At 70.2% G+C, this 20,827-nt stretch carries 15 protein-coding genes and 2 pseudogenes; 9 read left to right on the top strand and 8 right to left on the bottom strand.

The genetic code is table 11. The features are described from left to right. Positions 1 to 9 precede the first annotated feature (9 nt). From lptF to rsmA, 6 genes are read left to right on the top strand one after another with little or no spacing between them, the layout of a single operon-like run. Positions 10 to 1,122, top strand: a complete 1,113-nt coding sequence (gene lptF, locus ACXYMW_RS14465; RefSeq protein ID WP_459036064.1) for an LPS export ABC transporter permease LptF — start codon at positions 10 to 12, stop codon at positions 1,120 to 1,122. Continuing rightward, entirely contained in the window at positions 1,119 to 2,213 is a 1,095-nt protein-coding gene (gene lptG / locus ACXYMW_RS14460; RefSeq protein WP_459036033.1) for an LPS export ABC transporter permease LptG, read from the top strand. The genes lptF and lptG overlap by 4 nt, the downstream gene beginning before the upstream one ends. Further along, positions 2,210 to 4,372, top strand: a complete 2,163-nt coding sequence (locus ACXYMW_RS14455) for an LPS-assembly protein LptD (protein WP_459036032.1) — start codon at positions 2,210 to 2,212, stop codon at positions 4,370 to 4,372. The genes lptG and ACXYMW_RS14455 overlap by 4 nt, the downstream gene beginning before the upstream one ends. After that, entirely contained in the window at positions 4,357 to 5,640 is a 1,284-nt protein-coding gene (locus ACXYMW_RS14450) for a peptidylprolyl isomerase (RefSeq protein ID WP_459036031.1), read from the top strand. The genes ACXYMW_RS14455 and ACXYMW_RS14450 overlap by 16 nt, the downstream gene beginning before the upstream one ends. Then, positions 5,637 to 6,635: a 4-hydroxythreonine-4-phosphate dehydrogenase PdxA gene (gene pdxA / locus ACXYMW_RS14445; protein ID WP_459036030.1), complete on the top strand. Its 999-nt coding sequence runs from the start codon at positions 5,637 to 5,639 to the stop codon at positions 6,633 to 6,635. Before ACXYMW_RS14450 ends, pdxA begins: the two co-directional genes overlap by 4 nt. Then, positions 6,625 to 7,467, top strand: a complete 843-nt coding sequence (gene rsmA / locus ACXYMW_RS14440; protein ID WP_459036029.1) for a 16S rRNA (adenine(1518)-N(6)/adenine(1519)-N(6))-dimethyltransferase RsmA — start codon at positions 6,625 to 6,627, stop codon at positions 7,465 to 7,467. The genes pdxA and rsmA overlap by 11 nt, the downstream gene beginning before the upstream one ends. A 42-nt stretch (positions 7,468 to 7,509) precedes the next feature. Here the strand turns inward: rsmA and ACXYMW_RS14435 are convergent, their stop codons facing one another. From ACXYMW_RS14435 to speB, 5 genes are all read right to left on the bottom strand, one after another. Beyond that, a complete protein-coding gene (locus tag ACXYMW_RS14435) occupies positions 7,510 to 8,217 on the bottom strand; it encodes a DUF4167 domain-containing protein (protein ID WP_459036028.1) in 708 nt (235 codons plus the stop codon). Between the two features lie 207 nt (positions 8,218 to 8,424). Continuing rightward, positions 8,425 to 9,267: a peptide chain release factor N(5)-glutamine methyltransferase gene (gene prmC, locus ACXYMW_RS14430; protein ID WP_459036027.1), complete on the bottom strand. Its 843-nt coding sequence runs from the start codon at positions 9,265 to 9,267 to the stop codon at positions 8,425 to 8,427. Then, a complete protein-coding gene (gene prfA / locus ACXYMW_RS14425; protein ID WP_459036026.1) occupies positions 9,264 to 10,313 on the bottom strand; it encodes a peptide chain release factor 1 in 1,050 nt (349 codons plus the stop codon). Before prfA ends, prmC begins: the two co-directional genes overlap by 4 nt. A 304-nt stretch (positions 10,314 to 10,617) precedes the next feature. Continuing rightward, entirely contained in the window at positions 10,618 to 11,028 is a 411-nt protein-coding gene (locus ACXYMW_RS14420; RefSeq protein ID WP_459036025.1) for a DUF1499 domain-containing protein, read from the bottom strand. 23 nt (positions 11,029 to 11,051) lie between these two features. Continuing rightward, positions 11,052 to 12,017, bottom strand: coding sequence for an agmatinase (gene speB / locus ACXYMW_RS14415; RefSeq protein ID WP_459036024.1), 966 nt, complete (start codon positions 12,015 to 12,017; stop codon positions 11,052 to 11,054). 96 nt (positions 12,018 to 12,113) lie between these two features. On the opposite strand from speB, the gene mazG reads away from it, so the two are divergent. After that, positions 12,114 to 12,923: a nucleoside triphosphate pyrophosphohydrolase gene (gene mazG, locus ACXYMW_RS14410; RefSeq protein WP_459036023.1), complete on the top strand. Its 810-nt coding sequence runs from the start codon at positions 12,114 to 12,116 to the stop codon at positions 12,921 to 12,923. A gap of 207 nt (positions 12,924 to 13,130) precedes the next feature. Continuing rightward, entirely contained in the window at positions 13,131 to 14,132 is a 1,002-nt protein-coding gene (locus ACXYMW_RS14405; protein ID WP_459036022.1) for a Fe(3+) ABC transporter substrate-binding protein, read from the top strand. A gap of 116 nt (positions 14,133 to 14,248) precedes the next feature. Here the strand turns inward: ACXYMW_RS14405 and ACXYMW_RS14400 are convergent. The 3 genes and pseudogenes from ACXYMW_RS14400 to ACXYMW_RS14390 all read right to left on the bottom strand — a co-directional run. Continuing rightward, positions 14,249 to 14,401 (bottom strand): annotated as a pseudogene (locus tag ACXYMW_RS14400) (IS6 family transposase); the annotation flags it as partial. Positions 14,402 to 14,598: 197 nt separating this feature from the next. Then, positions 14,599 to 18,711 carry an Ig-like domain-containing protein gene (locus ACXYMW_RS14395; RefSeq protein ID WP_459036021.1) on the bottom strand — a complete coding sequence of 1,371 codons (4,113 nt, stop codon included), beginning with the start codon at positions 18,709 to 18,711 and terminating at the stop codon, positions 14,599 to 14,601. Positions 18,712 to 18,957: 246 nt separating this feature from the next. After that, positions 18,958 to 20,061, bottom strand: a complete 1,104-nt coding sequence (locus tag ACXYMW_RS14390; RefSeq protein WP_459036020.1) for a helix-turn-helix transcriptional regulator — start codon at positions 20,059 to 20,061, stop codon at positions 18,958 to 18,960. Between the two features lie 113 nt (positions 20,062 to 20,174). Here ACXYMW_RS14390 and ACXYMW_RS14385 point away from each other — a divergent pair. Beyond that, a pseudogene (locus ACXYMW_RS14385) lies at positions 20,175 to 20,413 on the top strand (transposase); the annotation flags it as partial. Positions 20,414 to 20,827: the final 414 nt, after the last annotated feature.

Below are 20,827 nucleotides of genomic sequence, written 5' to 3'. Positions count from 1 at the left end.
GACAGATACATGCTGTCGCGCTTCATGATGCTGTTCGGCTTCTTCGCGCTGGTGCTGGTCTCGGTCTACTGGGTCAACCGGGCGGTGATCCTGTTCGACCGGCTGATCGGCGACGGCCATTCGGCGGCGATCTTCCTGGAGTTCACCGCGCTGTCGCTGCCCAACGTGATCCGGCTGGTGCTGCCGATGGCGGCCTTCGCCGCCACCGCCTACGTCACCAACCGGCTGGCCGGCGAATCCGAGCTCACCGTGGTGCAGGCCACCGGCCGCTCGCCCTGGCGTCTGGCCCGCCCGGTGCTGGTCTTCGGGCTCCTGGTGATGGCGATGATGCTGGTGCTGAGCCACGCCCTGGTGCCGGCGAGCCTCGCCCAGCTGCGCGAACGCGAGGGCGAGATCGCCGAGTCGGTGAGCGCCCAGCTCCTGCGCGAGGGGGTGTTCCTGCACCCCTCGGACGCCGTCACCTTCTACATCCGCGAGATCTCGCCGGACGGCGAATTGTCGGACGTCTTCCTCTCCGACCGCCGCCAGGAGGGCCGTTCGGTGACCTACACGGCGAAGACCGCGCTGGTGCTGCGCGAGGCCGGCGAGACCCGGCTGGTGATGCTGAACGGGCTGGCGCAGACGCTGAACGAGGACGACCAGCGCCTGTCGACCACCACCTTCGGCGATTTGACCTACGACATTTCCGGGCTGATCGAGGCCGGCGGGCCGCCGCGCCCGCGCACCTACACGATGTCGACCGCCGACCTGCTGCTGCGCACCGAGGAGATGGCCGAGGCCGCCAGCGACAGCATCGGCGAGGTGCTCGAGGAGGCGCATGGCCGGTTCCAGCAGCCGCTCCTTGCCGTGGTCGCGGCGCTGATCGGCTATGCCGCGCTGATGACCGGCGGCTTCAGCCGCTTCGGGCTCGGCCGGCAGATGCTGCTGGCGATCTCGCTGATCGTCGCGGTCAAGCTGGTGGAAAGCGCGGTCACCGCGCCGGTGCGCGCCAACGGCGCGCTCTGGCCGCTGGTCTACCTGCCCTCGCTGGTGGGTTTCGTTCTGGTGGGCGGGCTGCTGCACCTGGCCAGCCGGTCGTTCAGGCCGCGCCGCGGCGCCGCCCCGGCGGAGGGCGCGGCATGACCCTGCACCTCTATTTCGCCCGGCGCTTCCTCAAGGTTTTCGGCAGCATCTTCGCGATCTTCCTGCTGTTTCTCGGCCTGCTCGACCTGATCGAGCAGCTGCGCCGCTTCGAGGGCGAGGCGAGCTTCGCCCAGGTCGCGGGCCTGACGGTGCTGAACGCGCCGGCCTCGCTCTACGAGATGCTGCCGCTGATCATGATCCTGTCCTCGATCGCCCTCTTCGTCAGCCTCGCGCGGTCGTCGGAACTGGTCGTGGCGCGCGCCGCCGGGCGCTCCGGCCTCGCCGTGCTGGCCGGTCCGGTGACGGTGGCGGCAGCCGTCGGCCTGCTCGCCGTGGCGATCCTCAACCCGATGGCGGCGGCGACCTCGAAACGCTCGGAGATCCTCGGCGAGCGCTACGCCAACGGCGATTCCAGCGTGCTGTCGATCGGCGCCGAGGGGCTGTGGCTGCGCCAGGGCGACCGCAGCGGCCAGACGGTGATCCGGGCGGCCCGCGCCAATGCTGACGCCACCATCCTCTACGACGTGAGCTTCGTGGTCTACGATTCCGACATCGGTCCGGTGCGCCGCATCGAGGCCGCCGAGGCGGAACTGGGCGACGGCGCCTGGATCCTGCGCGAGGCGCGGTCTTGGCCGCTGGCTCCGGGGCAGAACGCCGCCGCGCTGGCCGAGGACGCGGCCGAGCTGCGCATCCCCTCGACGCTGACCCGCGAGAACATCCGCGACCGTTTCGGCCGGCCCTCGGCGGTGCCGATCTGGGAGCTGCCGCAGCATATCGACGAGCTCGAGCGCGCCGGCTTCTCGGCCCGGCGGCACATCGTCTGGTTCCAGATGGAGCTGGCGCGGCCGCTGTTCTTCGTGGCGCTGGTCCTGCTCGGGGCGGGCTTCACCATGCGCCATGCCCGGCTCGGCCGCACCGGGCTCGCGGTGCTGACCGCGGTGCTGTCGGGCTTCGGGCTTTACTACGTCCGCAACTTCGCGCAGATCCTCGGCGAAACCGGCCAGATCGATCCGATCCCGGCCGCCTGGGTTCCGCCCGTCGCGTCGCTGTTCCTGGCGCTCGGGCTCATCCTGCAACGGGAGGACGGATGATCCGCCGGCTCTGCCTCTGGCTTCTCGCCTGCCTGCCCCTGTCCGCCCTCGCCCAGGGCGCCGGCCCCGCCGATCCCGCCATCCTGGTCGCCGACCGCGTGCTGGTGGAGGGCCAGTCGCGGCTGGTTGCCGAGGGCAACGTGGAGGCGCTGCACGACGGCACGCGGCTCAATGCCCGCCGCATCGTCTACGATCAGGACAGCGGCGTGCTGACCGTCGAGGGGCCGGTGCGGCTGGTCGATCCCGAGGGCAACGTGCTGATCGCCGACAGCGCCGAGCTGGAGCGCGATTTCGAGGCCGGGCTGCTGCGCGGCGCGCGGCTCGTGCTCGACCAGCAATTGCAGCTCGCCGCGGTCGAGGCGCGCCGCATCGACGGCCGCTACACCGCGCTCAACCGCGTGGCGGTGACCTCCTGCCAGGTCTGCGGCGCCGATCAGGTGCCACTCTGGCAGATCCGCGCCAGCCGCGTCATCCACGACGAGGTCGGCCAGCAGATCTATTTCGACCACGCGCAGTTCCGCATCCTCGACGTGCCGGTGGCCTACCTGCCGCGGCTGCGCGTGCCCGACCCGACGCTGGAGCGCGCCCGCGGCTTCCTGACCCCGACGCTGCGCAGCTCCACCCTGCTCGGCTTCGGCATCAAGGTGCCGTATTTCGTCCCCGTCGGCCCGCATCAGGACTTCACCTTCACGCCGTACCTGTCGCCGGTCACCAAGACGCTCGAGACGCGCTACCGCCGGGCCTTCCGCTACGGCGACCTCGAGGTGAACACCGCGATCAGCCGCGACACGCTGCGCAACGACGAGACCCGCGCCTACCTGTTCGCCGAGGGCGCGTTCCAGCTGCCGCGGCGGTTCCGGCTCGACTTCGACATCGAGACGGTGACCGACGAGGCTTATCTCGACACCTACGACTATTCCGGCAAGGACCGGCTCGACAGCGCGGTGACCCTGAGCCGGACCACCGCCGACAGCTATTTCGAGCTCGGCGCGATCCATTACGAGACGCTGCGCGACGACGAGAGCGACGCCACACAGCCGACGATCATCCTCGACGGGCAGTGGGAGCGGCGGTTCTTCCCGAAGCTCTACGGGCTGGGCGGCGAGGTCCGGCTGGGCGCCGAGGCGCATGGCCACCTGCGCTATTCCGACCGCGCCACCGACGGGCCCGACGCCGATGCCGAGATCGACGGCCGCGATGTCGCCCGGCTCACCGCCGAGGCCAGCTGGCAGCGCCGCTGGACCCTGGCGGGCGGTGTCCGGGCGGGCCTCTCGACGCATCTCTGGGCCGACCGCTTCCGCATCCGGCAGGACGTGACCAGCGCCGAGCGCGCGGCGCAGCTGACCCCGGGGGTCGCCGCCGATCTGCGCTGGCCCTGGGTGCGCACCGGCGCCGGCGGCGCGCGCTATCTCATCGAGCCGCTCCTGCAGACGGCCTGGATCGGCGGCGACCGGCTGGACATTCCGAACGACGAGAGCACCCGGGTCGAGTTCGACGAGGGCAACCTCGAGGCGCTGTCGCGCTTTCCCGCCGCCGACCGCCGCGAACGCGGCCGGGTGACGGTGGCCGGGCTGCGCTGGATGCGCCGCCAGCCCGAGGGCTGGAGCGCCGGGCTGGCCCTCGGCCAGGTCTGGCGCGCCGAGGAGGACGGCGATTTCAGCCGCTCCTCCGGGCTCGACAGCGGCACTTCCGACCTTTTGGTGGCCGGGCACATCGCCAATGCCGAAGGGCTGCGCCTGACCGCGCGCGGCCTGCTCGAGGATGCCGCAACCAGCGTCTCGAAGGCCGAGGCCCGCGCCAGCTGGGAGACCGCCCGCTTCGAGATCGGCGCCTCCTACCTGCTGATCGGCCGCGACCCAGACGAGGACCGCGAGGCGGCGCAGTCGGAATGGAGCTTCGACGGCGCCTACAACGTGAACGAGTCCTGGTCGACCGACACGTTCTGGCGCTACGACCTGGTCGAGGACCGGCTGTCGCGGGCTGGGCTCGGCATCGCCTACGAGACCGAGTGCATCGAAGTGGGCTTTTCGGTCTCGCGCCGCTTTGCCTCATCCACTAACCTCGAGCCGTCAACGGATTACGGCCTCTCGGTCGCGCTGAAGGGTTTCGGCGGGACCGGCAGCGCCAAGGAGAGACGTCGCACATGCAAGAGCTTCTGAAGACCCTGGCACCCCGGGCCGACCGTCTGCGCGCCGGCCTTCGCCCGCTGGCGCTGGCCACCGCGCTGGGGCTTGCCGCGCTGCCCGGGGCGGCACCGGCGCAGAACCTCTTCGGACCCGCGATCACCGTGAACGAGGAGGTGATCACCGGCTACGAGCTGCAGCAGCGCGCGCGCATGAACGAGGTGCTGAACGCCCCCGGCAATCCCAGCGAGGTCGCCCGCACCCAGCTCATCGATGACCGGCTGAAACTGGCCGCGGCGCGCCGTCAGGGCATCGTGCCCAGCGAGGCCGAGATCGCCGAGGGCATGGACGAATTCGCCGGCCGCGCCGATCTCAGCCGCGCCGAGTTCGTGCAGCGGCTGGGGCAGGCCGGCATCGCCGAGCAGACCTTCCGCGACTTCGTGCGCGCCGGGGTCGCCTGGCGCAACCTGGTCCGGGAGCGTTTCGGCGCCGAATCCGCGGTGCCCGAGATCCGCATCGAACGCGCCGAGCGCGCGCTTCAGGCCGAGGGCAGCGCGGTGCGCGTCGCGCTGTCGGAGATCATCATCCCGGCGCCGCCGCCGCAGGCCGAGCGGGCGATGGCGCTGGCGCAGGAGATCTCCACCTACCGCAGCGAGGCGCAGTTCGCCGCCGCGGCCCGGCAATACTCCGCCACCCCGAGCCGCGCCGAGGGCGGGCGGCTGCCGTGGCAGGACCTGACCGATCTGCCGCCGGTGCTGCAGCGCATCGCGCTGTCGCTCTCCCCCGGCGAGGTCTCCGATCCGCTGCCGATCCAGAACGGCGTGGCGATCTTCCAGCTGCGCGGCGTCGAGGAGGCGGGCTACCGCCCGGCCGAGGTGGCGCGCGTCGATTACGCCATCTATCACCTGCCCGGCGGCCGCAGCCGCGAGACCCTGGCGCGGGCGCGGGTGATCGCGGAGACCACGGATCGCTGCGACGACCTCTACGGCCTCGCCCAGGGCCAGCCGCAGAGCCGGCTGCAGCGTCAGGAGGCGGCGCCGGGCCAGATCCCCACCGAGATCGCCTTCGAACTCTCCAAGCTCGACCCGGGCGAGATCTCCACCGCGCTGACCGGCGGCAGCGGCGAGACGCTGATGGTGCTCATGCTCTGCGACCGCACCCGCGCCCGTCCCACCGGCGAGGGCGAGACCGCGGAGGAGGCGCGGCAGGCGCTGGAATTGTCGCTGCGCAACCAGCGGCTCGGCCAGCTCTCCGAGCGCTATCTGGCGCAGCTGCGCGCCGAAGCCCGCATCGTGGAGCGATGAGCCCGGCCCCCGTCGCGGTCAGCTGCGGCGAGCCGGCAGGGATCGGCCCGGAACTGGCCGAGGCGGCCTGGCATGCGCTCGGCCCCGCCCTGCCCTTCTTCTGGATCGGCGATCCGCGCCACTTGCCCGGCAGCGTGCCGCACCGGGTGATCGCCGGCCCGGCAGAGGCGGCTTCCGCCGCCCGGGACGGCCTGCCGGTGCTTTGGCTCGACTTCGACGGCCCGCGGATCCCCGGCCAGCCGCAGCCCGCCCATGCCGCGCGCGTGGTCGACGCCATCGCGCGCGGCGTGACGCTGGTGCAGGACGGCGCGGCCTCCGCGCTGTGCACCCTGCCGATCCACAAGCAGGCGCTGGCCGAGGGCGCGGGCTTCGCCTTTCCCGGCCATACCGAGTATCTGGCCCATCTGGCCGGCGGCGTGGAGGTGGCGATGATGCTGGCCTCCGACCAGCTGCGGGTGGTGCCGGCGACGATCCACATTCCCCTGGCCGAGGTGCCCGCGGCGCTGACGCCCGACCTGCTCGAGACCCGCATCCGGATCACCCATGCCGGGCTGCGCGACCTCTTCGGGCTGGCGCGTCCGCGCATCGCCGTGGCGGGGCTCAACCCGCATGCCGGCGAAGGCGGGCGGATGGGCCACGAGGAAGAGCGGGTCATCGCGCCGGTCCTGGCGCGGCTGCGCGCCGAGGGGCTGGACCTCGCCGGGCCGCTTTCGGCCGACACGATGTTCCACGCCGCGGCGCGCGCACGCTACGACGCCGCGGTGGCGATGTATCACGACCAGGCGCTGATCCCGATCAAGACGCTGGATTTCGACCGCGGCGTGAACCTGACGCTGGGGCTGCCCTTCATCCGGACCTCGCCCGATCACGGCACCGCCTTCGACATTGCCGGGCACGGCGCGGCCAACCCGGCCTCGACGCTGGCGGCGCTGCGGCTGGCCTGGCGGCTGGCCGGCGGCGCGGATCCCGAGACGAAAGAGACGCATGGCGATTGACACCCTGCCGCCGCTCCGCGAGGTGATCGCGGCGCATGGTCTGAGCGCGCGCAAGTCGCTGGGCCAGAACTTCCTGCTCGACCTCAACCTGACCGCCAAGATCGCCCGCATGGCGGGCGACCTGTCGGGCATGGACGTGCTGGAGATCGGCCCCGGACCGGGCGGGCTGACCCGCGGGCTCCTCGCCGAGGGGGCGCGCCGCGTCCTCGCCATCGAGAAGGACCGTCGCTGCCTGCCGGCGCTCGAGGAGATCGCCGCGGCCTATCCCGGCAGGCTCGAGATCCTGTCGGGCGACGCGCTCGAGATCGACCCGCTGGCGCATCTGCGGCCGCCGATCGCGGTGGCCGCCAACCTGCCCTACAATGTCGGGACCGAGCTCCTGGTGCGCTGGCTGACGCCGGCGGACTGGCCGCCGTTCTGGACCTCGCTCACGCTGATGTTCCAGCGCGAGGTGGCCGAGCGCATCACCGCGGCGCCGGGATCGAAGGCCTATGGCCGGCTGGCGGTGCTGGCGCAGTGGCGCGCCGAGGCGCGCATCGTGCTGTCGCTGCCGCCCGGCGCCTTCACGCCGCCGCCCAAGGTGTCCTCGGCGGTGGTGCGGCTGGAGGCGCTGGCGGCGCCGCGCTTCCCGGCCGATCCGCGCATCCTGTCCAACGTCACCGCCAAGGCCTTCGGGCAGCGCCGCAAGATGCTGCGCGCCAGCCTGAAAGGGTTGCACCCGGACATCGGCGATCTGATCGAGGCTGCCGGGCTCACCCCCACCGACCGCGCCGAACAGGTGCCGCTGGAGGGGTTCTGCGCCCTGGCGCGCGCGCTCGAAGCGGCGCGCTGAGGGGCTGAGGCCGCCGCGCCCGCGGGGCGCGGCGGCGTCGGATCACTCGGCGACCTTGGGCTCGGCCTCGGCGGCGGTCGCGTCCTTGTCCTTGTCCTGCTTGGGCTTGCGGGCGCGCTTGGGCTTGCCCTCGCCGTCGCCCGCCGCCTCTTCGCCCTCGGCCTTGCGGCGCGGCGAACGCCGGCGCGGCTTGGGCTTCGGGGCCTCCTCGGCGGCGCTCTCCGGGGTCTCGACGAGCCCGCTGTCGCCCTCGTCATTCTCCGAGGAGAAGTCGAGCACGTCGGTCTCGGAGGGCTGCTGCGCCGGGCGGCGCTGCTCCTGCGGACGCCGCTCCTCGGCGGCCGGGGCGGTCTCGCCCGAGGCGCGGCTGTCGCTGTCGCCCTCGGCGCTGCGGGCGTCCTGCGAATCCTGCCGTTCGGCATCGCGCTCGGCGCGTTCGCGGTCGCGCTGTGCCTGGCGGTCGCGGTTCTCACGTTCCTGCTGTTCGCGGCGATTGTCCTGCTCGCGCTGCGCCTCGGTCAGCAGGCGGAGGTAATGCTCGGAATGCTGCTGGAAGTTTTCCGTGGCGACCCGATCGTTGGCCAGCTGCGCGTCACGGGCGAGCTGGTTGTACTTGTCGATGATCTGCTGCGGCGTGCCGCGGACCTTGCCGTCGGGACCGGAGCTTTCGAAAACGCGGTTGACCACGTTCCCCATCGAGTTCCGGTTGCGGTTCGACTTGGACCGCGAGCGTGATTTGGATGATCGCATGTGTCGAGCTTCAGCCCTGCTTATGAACGTTCGGTGATCCCGTCTCGGGCGCGCCTGCGCCGGTTCAGCGGTCGAATCACGTCGCTTTCTGGCTTGATGTCGGGGGGGATCGCGAGGCCATCCGCTGGCCCGACACCCTCTGACTAAACCCTTTGCCGCCCGGTTTACAAGCGGAAATGCCCCGAAACTTCGGAATGCCGGGCGAATTCAGCGCATTTCGGCCGCCACCACCCGGTCGCGGCCGTCGAGGTCGGGCAGCACGCGCACCGCGGCGAGCCCCGCTGCGGCGAAAATCGCCGCCACCGCCGGCCCCTGGGCGGCGCCGATCTCGACCAGCAGCCGCCCGCCGGGCGCCAGATGCCCGCCCGCCCCCGCGGCGATGGCGCGGTAGGCCGAGAGCCCGTCGCCGTGATCGGTCAGCGCATCGGCGGGTTCGTGGTCGCGCACCTCGGGGGCGAGCGCCGCCATCTCGGCGGCGGCGATGTAGGGCGGGTTGGAGACGACGAGGTCGAAGCGCGACGCCGCCGGCACCGCCTGCCACCAGGCGCCGTGGGCAAACTCTGCCCGGCCCGCGCAACCCAGCGCCCCGGCATTGCGCCGCGCCACGTCGAGCGCCGCCGCGCTCAGATCGGTGCCGAGCCCGGTGGCGGCGGGCCGTTCGGCCAGCAGGGTGAGTAGGATGCAGCCGCTGCCGGTGCCGAGATCGAGCACCCGGGCAAAGCCCCGCGCCAGCGCCTCGGCCACCAGGCTCTCGGTCTCGGGGCGCGGGTCGAGCACGTCGGGCGTGACCTCGAAGCTGCGGCCCCAGAACTCGCGCCGCCCGGTCAGATGGCTCACCGGCACCCGCGCCGCGCGCCGGGCCACCAGCGCCGCGAAGGCGGCTTCCGCCTCGGGGGCGAGCGGGTCGGGCAGCGCCAGAGTCAGGCGTGCCGGCGCGATGCCCAGCGCGTGGGCGAGCAGCCGCCGCGCGTCGCGCCCCGGATCGTCCACGCCGGCCGCGTCGAGGCGGCGCGCGGCTTCCGCCAGATGCGCCGCGGCGGTCCGGCTCATGCCTCCATCTCGGCCAAGAGCGCCGCCTGCGCGTCCTCGGTCAGCGCGTCGATGATCTCGTCGAGATCGCCCGCCATCACCTGGTCGAGCCGGTAGAGCGTCAGGTTGATGCGGTGATCGGTGAGCCGGCCCTGGGGAAAGTTGTAGGTGCGGATGCGCTCCGAGCGGTCGCCGGTGCCGACCTGGGCGCGGCGCAGGCCGGAGCGCTCCGAGGCGGCGCGCTGGCGCTCGGCGTCGAAGAGCCGGGCGCGCAGCACCTGCAGGGCGATGTCGCGGTTGCGGTGCTGCGACTTCTCCGACGAAGTCACCACGATGCCGGTCGGCAGGTGGGTGATGCGCACCGCCGAGTCGGTGGTGTTGACGTGCTGGCCGCCGGCCCCCGAGGAGCGCATCGTGTCGATGCGCAGATCGTTCGGATCGATGCTGACATCGACCTCGGCGGCCTCGGGCAGCACCGCCACGGTGGCCGCCGAGGTGTGGATGCGGCCGCCCGACTCGGTCGAGGGCACGCGCTGCACGCGGTGCACGCCGGATTCGAATTTCAGCCGGGCAAAGACCCCTTCGCCGGCGATCCGCGCCACCAGTTCGCGCAAGCCCCCGAGCTCGGTGGCCTGCTCCTCGATGACCTCGACCTGCCAGCCCCGCGCCTCGGCGTGGCGCTGGTACATGCGCCAGAGATCGGCGGCGAAAAGCGCCGCCTCCTCGCCCCCCGTGCCGGGCCGGATCTCGAGGATCGCGGGCCGGCTGTCGGCGGCATCGCGGGGCAGCAGCGCCAGACGCAACCGCTGCTCGGCCGCCGGCAGATCGGCCTCGAGCCGCTCGGTCTCCTCGCGCGCCAGATCGCGCATCTCGGGGTCGTCGAGCAGCGCGCGCGCCTCGTCGAGCCCGTCGCGCAGCCGGCGCCAGGCGGCGATCTGCTCGACCACCGGGCGCAGCTCGGCATATTCGCGCCCCAGGGCGGCGATGTCGCCCGAACCCTCGGCCATGCGGGCCTCGAGATACTCGAAACGCTGGGTGATTTGGCGCAGGCGCTCTTCGGGAACCATGCCGGGTTCTGTCACCGAAAGCCGCGCTTTGGTCAAGCGGCGCGCCATGCTAGCCTGCGCCATGGCACAGACGATCTGGGCGCTTCTGCTGGGATTGGCCGCCGTCGATGACGGCGCCGCGCCGGACGCGCCGACCTATCCCGGCGGTCGCAAGATCGAGTGCTACTGCACCGACAGCACCGGCGACCGCGTCGAACTGGGCGAGGTGATCTGCCTGACCGTCGACCGGCGCAGCTTCCTGGCGCGCTGCGAGATGTCGCTCAACGTGCCGATGTGGCGCGAGATCGGCACCGGCTGCCCGAGCTCAGGCCTCCGGCCCGAGCGTGGTGAGCCAGCCCTCGACGCGGCGGCGGTTGACCCCGGCATCGGCCTGGCCGAAGCGCTGCCGTCCCCAGATCTCGATGCCGTCATCGCCGCGCTGGACGGTGGTGTAGTCGGGAAAGCCGAACCATTTCGAACGGCTGACATAGGTCGCCCGGCCCTCCTCGACGCTGCCGGCAAGGCGCTCGGTGCGCGGCGTGGACAGGATGATGCGCTCCAGCGCCGCCATCCGGTCCTCGCCGCCGGCGATCCGCCGCCGCACGCCGGAGGCCAGATCCTGGTCGGCGGTGACCTGCGGGTCGACATGCCAGCGCTCCGGGTTCGAGGGCGCGAAACGGATGAAGGCGAGGCCGAACACGACCGCCAGGATGATCAGCCAGAACAAGTACTTCACGCGGTTGCTCCCCTGCTGCGACGCTAGGCGCGGCGGCGGGTCCAGGCCCAGAGGCACAGGATCTCGGTGGCGACATGGGCGCCGGCCACCGCCGTGGCCCCCGTGGTATCGAATGGCGGCGAAACCTCAACCACATCGCCGCCGACGATGTCGAGACCGGCAAGCCCCCGCAGGATCGCCGCCGCCTGCGCCGAGCTGAGACCGCCCCAGACCGGCGTGCCGGTGCCCGGCGCGAAGGCCGGGTCGAGCGCGTCGATGTCGAAGGTCAGGTAGGCCGGGCCGTCGCCGACGATGCCGCGCACCCTGTAGGCCACCGCCTCGGGGCCGGTGCGGTGCACCTCGGCGGCGTCGATCTTGGTCACGCCCAGCATGTCGGGATTCTCGGTGCGGATGCCCACCGCGACCGACCGCGCCGGGTCGATCAGCCCCTCCTTCACCGCCTTGTAGACGAAGGTGCCGTGGTCGATGCGGTCGGGATCGTCGTCGACCCAACTGTCGGAATGGGCGTCGAACTGCACCAGCGCCACCGGCCCGTGGCGCTCGGCCACCGCGCGCAGGATCGGCAGGGTGACGAAGTGATCGCCGCCCAGCGTCAGCGGCGCCGCCCCGGCGGCGAGGATGCGGCGGATATGCGCCGTCACCGCCTCGGGCAGCGTGCGCGTGTTGGCATAGTCGAAGGCCACGTCGCCGAGATCGGCCACGGCAAAGTCCTCGAGCGGCGAGAAGCCCCAGCCATAGGGCGGGTCGCAGGGCTGCAGCAGCGACGCCTCGCGCACCGCCCGCGGCCCCAGCCGGGCGCCGGGCCGGTTGGTCACCGCCTGGTCGAAGCAGACGCCCGAGACCGCCACATCGACGCCGGCGAGGTCCTTGGTGTAGCGCCGGCGCAGGAAGGAGGGCGCCCCGGCAAAGACGTTCTCGAAGGACAGGCCGCGCAAATCCTCGCGGGTGAAGGCGTGGTCGATCTGGGTCTTGGCGTCCTCGAGAGCCATCCGGGCGGTCCCTTTCTGGTGGCACGCCGCCGGCTGGACTCCGGCGGCGCTTTGGCGCATTCGGCCCATGTGAACCCCAGACGCGGGAGAGGCGCAATGACCGACGACCTGATTCACGACCCCGCCGGCGGCATGCCCCGGCTGATCGAGATCATGCGCCGCCTGCGCGACCCCGAGACCGGCTGCCCGTGGGACGTGGCGCAGGACTTCGCCTCCATCGCGCCGTACACGATCGAGGAGGCCTACGAGGTCGCCGATGCCATCGCGCGCGAGGCCTGGGACGAGCTCAAGGGCGAGCTGGGCGATCTGCTGCTGCAATCGGTCTACCACACCCAGATGGCGGCCGAGGCCGGGCTGTTCGACTTCGACGACGTCGCCAACGCCATTGCCGACAAGATGGTGGCCCGGCATCCGCATGTCTTCGGCGACGAATCGAACGCCAAGTCGGCCGCGCAGCAGGTCGCCGACTGGGAGCGCATCAAGGCCGCGGAGCGCGCCGCCAAGGCCGAGACCGGGGTGCTCGACGGCGTCGCGAAGGGGCTGCCGGCGCTGACCCGCGCGGTCAAGCTGCAGAAGCGCGCGGCGCGGGTCGGCTTCGACTGGCCCTCCACCGACGAGGTCATCGACAAGATCGTCGAGGAGGCGCAGGAGCTGCGCGAGGCCAGTGATCCCGCCCATCGCGAAGAGGAGTTCGGCGACCTGCTCTTCGTCATGGCCAACCTCGCCCGGCATCTCGACATCGACCCCGAGGCGGCGCTCCGGGCGGCCAACGCCAAGTTCACCCGCCGCTTCGAGGCCATCGAGCAAGGCCTCGCGGCGCGCGGCAAGCGTCCCGCCGACAGCGACCTGGCGGAGATGGACGCGCTCTGGGATGCCGCCAAGCGGGCGGAGAAGCGCACCGCCTGAGGCGCCCGCGGCCGCCCCCGCCCGGCCCCTTGATCGACCCGAGCCGCATGCATGGCGCGCCGCGTGGCGGGCGCGCGCATCTTTCGGCGCGCCGGGCGCCCGCCTGCGGCAAGTTTTTTTCCGAGCGTTTTGATCGGCCATTGACCCTAGTCTTTCGCTCGGGTTTAACGGCGCCAGTCCGAAACACGTGACGGAACGGAGAGCTTCATGACCATTCGTCTCACCCCGGCGCTTCTGGCGCTGATCGCCGCGAGCCCCGCCCTCGCCGAGGTCAACATCTACTCGCAGCGCCAGCCCGAGCTGATCGCGCCGATCACCGACGCCTTCACCAAGGCCACGGGCATCGAGACCAACGTGGTCTATCTCGACGAGGGCCTGACCGAGCGCCTCGCCGCCGAGGGCGACCGCACCCCCGCCGACATCATCATGACGGTCGACATCTCGCGGCTCAGCCAGGCCGTCGAGGCCGGCGTGACCCAGCCGGTGGAGAGCGAGGCGCTCGCCGCCAACATCCCCTCCGAATTCCGCGACCCGGGCAACCAGTGGTTCGGCGTCACCACCCGCGCCCGCATCGTCTACGCCTCCAAGGAGCGCGTCGATCCGTCCGAGATCACCAGCTACGAGGATCTGGCCTCCGACCAGTGGGAAGGCCGCATCTGCACCCGCTCGGGCACCCACCCCTACAATCTCGCCCTGCTCTCGGCGGTGATCCACCACAAGGGCTATGATGCCGCCAAGGAATGGGCCCAGGGCCTGAAGGACAACCTGGCGCGCAAGCCACAGGGCAACGACCGCGCGCAGGTCAAGGCGATCTGGGCCGGCGAATGCGACATCTCGCTCGGCAACACCTATTACATGGGCAAGATGCTCGAGGACGAGGAACAGCGCGAATGGGCCGAAGCGGTCAGCGTGCTCTTCCCGGCCTTCGAGGAGGGCGGCACCCACATGAACGTCTCCGGCGTGGCGATGACGGCGAACGCGCCGCATCCCGAGGATGCCCGCGCCTTCATGGAATTCCTGGCCTCGCCGGAAGCCCAGGAAATCTACGCCGAGGTGAACTACGAATTCCCGGTCAAGCCGGACGTGCCGCGCTCCGACCTGGTCGCCGGCTGGGGCGAGTTCGAGCCCGACAGCGTCAACCTGATGGACCTCGCCGCGCTGCGCGAGGACGCGCTGAAGATCATGGAAGAGATCAACTTCGACGGCTGAGACCGCGCCGGGAGGCGCTCCGCCGCCCCCACCGCGCCGAATCCAGGCTTCGCGGCCGGCCCCCACGGGCTGGCCGTTTCCGTTTCCGGCCGCACGCCGAAAAGGGGCGACCGGGACCGGACGGTTTCATGGCTCACATCGCGGCCGCACTCGTGCGGCACGTTCTCGACGGGTCGCAACGACAGCGGAAAGCGGATCCCGAGCATGACCGCGGGCCGGATGATCTCGAGGGATGCCTTGAAACGGCGCCACAGGCTGCGTTTTCTCACCCCTGAGGCTGCGGGGCCGCAGAAGGCGGCGCACGCGAAGGTGCTCGGGCGGATCCCCTGACGCTAAAGCAATTCGGCGTCGCTCGTCACGCCAAGCAGACCTTTCAGCAAGACCGAACTGTCGTCGCTGAACGTCACCAATGTGCTGTCGTTTCCGCCCATGCCATCGGTGTCGACCTCGGACCGCGCCGCAATGCTCAGCCCCCCTGAAGGACGAGCGCCTCTCCAGCGGTATTCAGTTCGAAATCGAGGATCGTGACCGCCCCCTGCCCGGGATTGAAGACAAAGATATCGGCTCCGCTGCCGCCGGTCAGGGTATCGTCGCCAAAGCCGCCCGCCAGCCGGTCGGCGCCGCTGCCGCCGTCGAGCATGTCCGCGCCATTGTTGCCATTCAGGGTGTCGTCGCCATCGCCCCCGGTGATCGTATCGTCCCCGAAGAGGCCGTTCAGCTCTTCGGCCGCCGCCGTTCCGGCTATCCCCGATCCGAACACCCCGCTCCCGTCGGGTTCGTAGCCTTGACCGCTGGTTTGATCGACCTGGAAATTGGCCGCCGAAAGGGCATTGGCATCGGTGTTCTGCAGCAGGATCAGCGTCTGATACGCATCCCCGCCCCCGTCGAAATCGATCTGGAAAAGAGCGTCCGTACCGCTCTGAAGCAGCCGCAGGTAGCCCGCCCCGAACGGGTTCGACGCGCCGTCCCATCCCGTCAGCCGGTAGGTCAGAAGGTATTCCAGGTCGATGCTGTCCTCGGCCGGGTCGAAGTCGGTGATCGTGGCCTGGGCGTAGGGGCCGGCGGCCGAGTTCGCCGGGTCGATCACGTCCGCGCCGGCGCCCAGCGTGATCGTCGGCAGGCCCGCCTGGGACGCATTGCCGGCCAGGCTCAGACGAAGGTGATCGTCCCCCGCGCCGGCATCCACACTGTCGCTGCCATAAGCGCCCACATTCGTGATCACGTCGTTGCCGTCGCCGGCCTCCACCGTGTTGGACCCCCGGCCGAGGAGGGTGATGCTGTCATTGCCGGCCCCGCCGCGCAGGACATTGTCATCATAGCCGCGCAGAACGTCGTCACCGGCTCCGCCGTCGAGCGTGTCGCTGCCCGATCCGCTCTCCAAGACATCGTCGCCGTCGCCCCCGGCGAGGCTGTCGTCTTCCGACCCGCCATCGAGATAATCGCGCCCGGCGCCGCCGGACAGGCTGTCGTCGCCCAGGTAGCCCACCAGGGTGTCGCTCCCCGAGCCGCCGCTCATCGTGTCGTGGCCCTCGCCGCCATAGAGGCGTCCGCCGCCATCGCCGCCCTGCAGGACGTCGTTCCCGGCCTCGCCGTAGAGGTAGTCGAGATCCGTATCCGCCCCGCCGATCAGCACGTCGTCCCCGGCCCCGCCAAAGAGCGTATCCCGCCCCGCTCCGCCGTCCAGAAGGTCGGCCCCGGGCAGGCCCTCCAGCCGGTCGTCGCCCTCGCATCCCTGGATGAAATCTCCCTGGATCGTGCCGCTCAGGCTGTCGTTGCCCGCCGTGCCCTTGATCAGCGATCCGTCGAGCACCGTCAGCGTCATGGTGGTGGAGCTGGCCTGGCCGTCATCCTCCGACGCCGTCACCCGCAGGGTGTAGAGGCCGATGTCGCCTTGCTGCGGGGCATTGGCCGCGAAGGATAGCTCTCGCGTGGCGGGGTCGAAGTCCAGCCAGGAGGGCAGCGCCGAGCCGTCCTCGAGCGCCACCGAATAGGTGATCGGCCCGCCCTCGTCGTGGTCGGTGAAGAGATCGGCCGGCAGGACATAGCTGAACGCGGTGTCGTTGAAGCCCGCCTGCGGGGCCGTCGCGCCGGTCAGGATCGGCGGGTCGTCCACGCCGGAGACAATGAGCGTGACCGTCGCCGTGTCGGTGCCGCCATTGCCGTCAGAGACGGTGTAAGTGAACGTATCCTCCATCGTCTCACCCTCGGCCATCTCGTCTAGGGTGGTCGAGGTGGTCGGGTCGTAGGTGACGGTGCCGTCGCCGTTCAGGATCACCGTCGCGCCCAGCGCCGAGGTGCCGGAGACCGACTGGACTGTCAGCGTGTCGCCATCAGGGTCGGCGTCGTTGCCCAGCAGGTCGGCAGCGGCAATGCTATAAGCGGTGTTTTCGTCGGTAATGCCGCTTTGTTCGCTGCTCCAGACGTAGTTGATGCGGGAATAATCGACATGATCCCTCACATACGCAGACCAAGCATCGCCGAACGGCGCATAGTAGCCCGCCGGGTCAGCATCCTGCTTGAAGTCATCATCGAATACTTTCCATGGCTTACCCCAGCCGTCGTACCAAGCGGTATCCGTGATGGTAGCGGGATCAAGAGAGGCGGAAATCGAAATGCGGTAATCATCGGCTTGTCCGCCAAAGATCAGTGCGGCAGCTTCCTTGGCCGAGTAGACCGGGGGATTACTACCCCAAGGCGCGCCGTCGGAAACGCGATAGGATCCGATGTAAGCCAAAGTTAAGGAGAAAATCTCGTCGTTATTCGCCATCGGCGGCTCGTTGTCGTTGACGCCCTCGACCACCAGCGTGGCCGTGTTGGCCGTCGTGGCGCTGCCGTCGGAGACGTCGTAGCTCACCGTCAGCGTGCGGTCCGTCCCGGTGTCGAGCGCATCGTATTGCGACGGGTCGATGGAGATCGTGCCGTCGCCGTTGTCGGTGAAGGCCACTGCGGCGCCGAGATCGTCGGTCACCGTGATCGTCTGGGCCGACAGCGTGTCGCCTTCGGGGTCGGTCTGTCCGGCGAGCAGGTCGATGGTCACCGCGGGGTCATCCTCGGTGACGCTGCCCGCGTCGATGGGCGTGACCACCGGCGCGTCGTTGGTGCCGGTCACCGTGACGGTGACGTCGTTCACCGCCGTGGCGCCGTGCCGGTCGGTGGCCGTCACCTGCACGGTGACGTCGCGGGTTTGCCCCGCGGCCAGGTCCTGGAAATCCGCGCCCGGAGCGAAGCTCAGCGTGGTGCCGGCGATCGAGGCGCTGCCCTCGGCGGGCGCGCCGGTGACGGCGTAGCTCAGCGTGCCGCCGTCGTCGTCGCTGTCCGGGTCGGCGCCGAGCGCCGCGAGATCGACGACGACGCTCGGCCCGTCCTCGGACGCGGCGGCGATGCCCGCCGCCAGCGTCGGCGCGTCATTGGTGCCGGTCACCATGACGGTGACGTCGTTCACCGCCGTGGCGCCGTGCCGGTCGGTGGCCGTCACCTGCACGGTGACGTCGCGAGTCTCGCCGTCCGCGAGGTCCTGGAAATCCGTGCCGGGAGCGAAGCTCAGCGTGGTTCCGGCGATCGCCGCGCTGCCTTCGCCGGGCGCGCCGGTGACGGCGTAGCTCAGCGTGCCGCCGTCGTCGTCGCTGTCGATATCGGCGCCGAGCGCCGCGAGATCGACGACGACGCTCGGCCCGTCCTCGGTGGCGGCGGCGATGCCCGCGGCCAGCGTCGGCGCGTCGTTGGTGCCGGTCACCGTGACCATCAGGCTGGCCGAGGCCGTGGACCCGTCCGTCGCGGCGGTCGTGTAGGTCAGAACGACCGTGCGGGTCTCCTCCGCGGCGAGGGCATCGGCGATGGCCGTGATGCGTGTCGACCCATCCCGGTCGACTTCGATCGTGCCGAGCGGCAGGCCATCCTCGGAAACGAGGCCCCCGGAAAAGGTGCTCCCGGATTCGGCCAGCCCGGCGACGCCGGTGACAACGACCCCCGCCGCCGCGCCGGCCCCGTCGGTGGTCTGATCGTTCGCGAGAATGTTCAGAATGTTGCCGGGCGTGGGCGGCGCCGAATTCTCGGCAACGGTCGCGGCATCGTTCTTGGCCACGCCGGTCCCTTCGTGACCCAGTTTCAGCGAGCCGTCCCGGCTGCCGCCCTCCTCGCCCACGGAGGTGTAGCGGATGCCGAAATCCGCCATGTTGAGCATGTCGAGCGACAACGGGCCGGAGTCCGACACGAGCCGGAAACTCGCCGAGCGAATGTCGTCGCGCGACATGCCCGAGCTTCCGAACTCGATGCCGACGTCGAAATCTCCCAGCTCATTCGACACGCTGCCCTTGATATTGGCGTCCTTGCCAAGGGTGTCGACGTCCCCGTTCCCATAGGCCTCATCGGTCACCACGCCGCTGCCGCCATCATCCGCATGCAAAGCGAGCATCGTCGCATCCACGCCTTCCAGATCGAAGAACAGCGCGCGCAGATCGCCGATGGATGCACTGTTGTCGGCTATGCCGATCTCGAAACGCAGCGATCCGTCGGCCATTTCGCGGATGCTGATAGTGCTCCGGACCTCGCCATCGATTGTGAAGGAAATGCTGCGTTCCATCCGAGACCTCGTGCATCAAATTGCTTTTGTTCAAATGCCGCTGCACGTCGCGCAGCCGCTTATCTCGCTTCGCCCGCGCGCATGCGGGGCGATCCATTCTTTTCCGAGTCGGTCGAGCTGACTGTTACCGCACGCAGAATTCCTGCTCAGCCACCCCAAATGCAGAGGAAGCATGGCATTTCCGGCAGGCTGCGCATCCTCCATCTGGAGGTTGACGTCTCCCGAATCCCGGGCCCGTGGGCGCCGTCAGACGGCGCAACGTGCGACCAGGCTCACGAGTTGCGGCTGCCTGCAGGTTCCGGTCTTGGCGAAAGGCGCTCGGAGATAGGAGCGTACGGTTTCGAAAGTGACGCCGAGATTGGACGCGATATCCTGGGTCGACAGCCCGGCCAGAAGCGCGGCCGCAACCTCGGTTTCGCGCGCGGTCAGCCCGAACAGACGCGCGAATTCCGCCAGATCGGGATCGCCGGCGCCGAGCGCCTCCAGGAGAACAAGGCATTCGGGCCCCCGGAAGTAGCGCATGCCCTCGGCCCATGGCCAGGCCATCACCGTGAGCTTCAGGGGCATGCCGGGCGGATCGGCCACGAGAAGAACATGCGTGCCCGATCCGGTCGGCTTCACACAGGGTGCGGCCAGGCAGGCGTCGATCCGGTCGGCCACGTGCTTGTCTCGGAACGACACGCGCCCGGTGGGGCCAACCGACATGACGCGTCCGAGTTCCAGCTGCCGGAGGGCCTCGCCGCTCGACGCGCGCAGGCTGCGGCGCGGGCCGAGGACCATGGTCCCGGCACCGGGTCTTTCGGCCTCCGCCGCGTTGGGAGCCGGCCGCCGCTGATAGAACTCGAAGGCGCGCCGCAGGTCCGGGACGAGGGCCCGAAGCGCGGCGAGGGCTTCGCGCTCCGATTGGGTGTCCTGGACGTCCCCCAGCACGCTCAGGAAGAAATGGCACTCTTCCTTGCGGGTGATGGTCACCCCGATCGCCCCTTGCAGATCGTTGGGCCGGAGATAGTCGTTGTAGAACTCGGTCTTCAGCAGCGCCGCGCGGTCGAACATCGCGCTATCCGGCACCGCCACGCCGATCGGTCTGCGGGTCGCCGCCGCCATCCAGGGATTCAGGGCGCAGTAATGGTCGGCGTAAGACCGAAGGGCCGCGGGGTCCATCCCGGAGGCCAGGGAGAATGCACCCCGGTCGCGCGAGGCATCGTGGTAAAACAGCGTCGCCGCGCCGTTCGGGAGAAAGTCGCGCAGCGTATCGAGGAAATCCTCCCACCGCACCTCCCCGAGGATCGCCGACATGATCTGGCCTCGAAGATCCCCCACCCGAGATTGAAAATCGCAATGCTTGGTCATGAAATGCTTCCCCTAAATGCAGGGAGCGTAACAGGCCGAAGAGCCCTCGATCAACGCACCGACGCGGGGGGCACACGGGGTGGTGGCATTGGGGGGCCTCTGCCCTCTCGGCCCGGCATCGCACCAAGTTGCACAGCACCAATCCGATCGAGCGGCTAAACCGCGAGATCAAGCGACGCATCGACGTCCTCGGCATCTTTCCGAACGGGGCATCGATCCGGCGCCTCGTCGGTGCGATCGTGATGGAGCAGACCGAGGAACGACGGTCCAGCGCGCCAGATACAGGACGCTGGAGACGCTTGCGCCCGTCAGCGATGCGCTCAGCGTCGGCCTCCCTGCAGCGCAGAGCGACCGACCTGCTCGGCCCGCTCGGAAGCGCGAGGCCCACGGCCGGCTCCACGACCTCTCGGGACATCATCCAGGCGGTCTGCCCAATTGCACGTCACACGGCCTGCGGCGCGCGAGCGACAGGCTGGCAGAAGCTGGGGCGCCACCTCGGGACAACATGGCCGCCACCGGTCACCGCACGCTTACGAAGGTGACGCGCTACACGCAGACTATGAATCGTCCCGCCCTGGCCGCTGATGCCATTGCGAGGCCACGGCAAAACACAAACTGAACGACGAAGTCGCGATCCTGGCCTGCCCCTATCGGGTGGTCCGGTTTCAGTCTTAGTGCATGACGGGTCTCGGCGCCAAGGTAGATGTCTGGGGCGGGTGTGATCCGCCATCGCGGGATGGCCAGTGAATGGCCTCCGGAGCTGGTG

It is taken from the genome of Roseivivax sp. CAU 1761 (assembly GCF_054482755.1).
The sequence above is the reverse complement of the archived record's forward strand: the minus strand, read 5'-3'. Positions and strand labels throughout refer to the sequence as shown.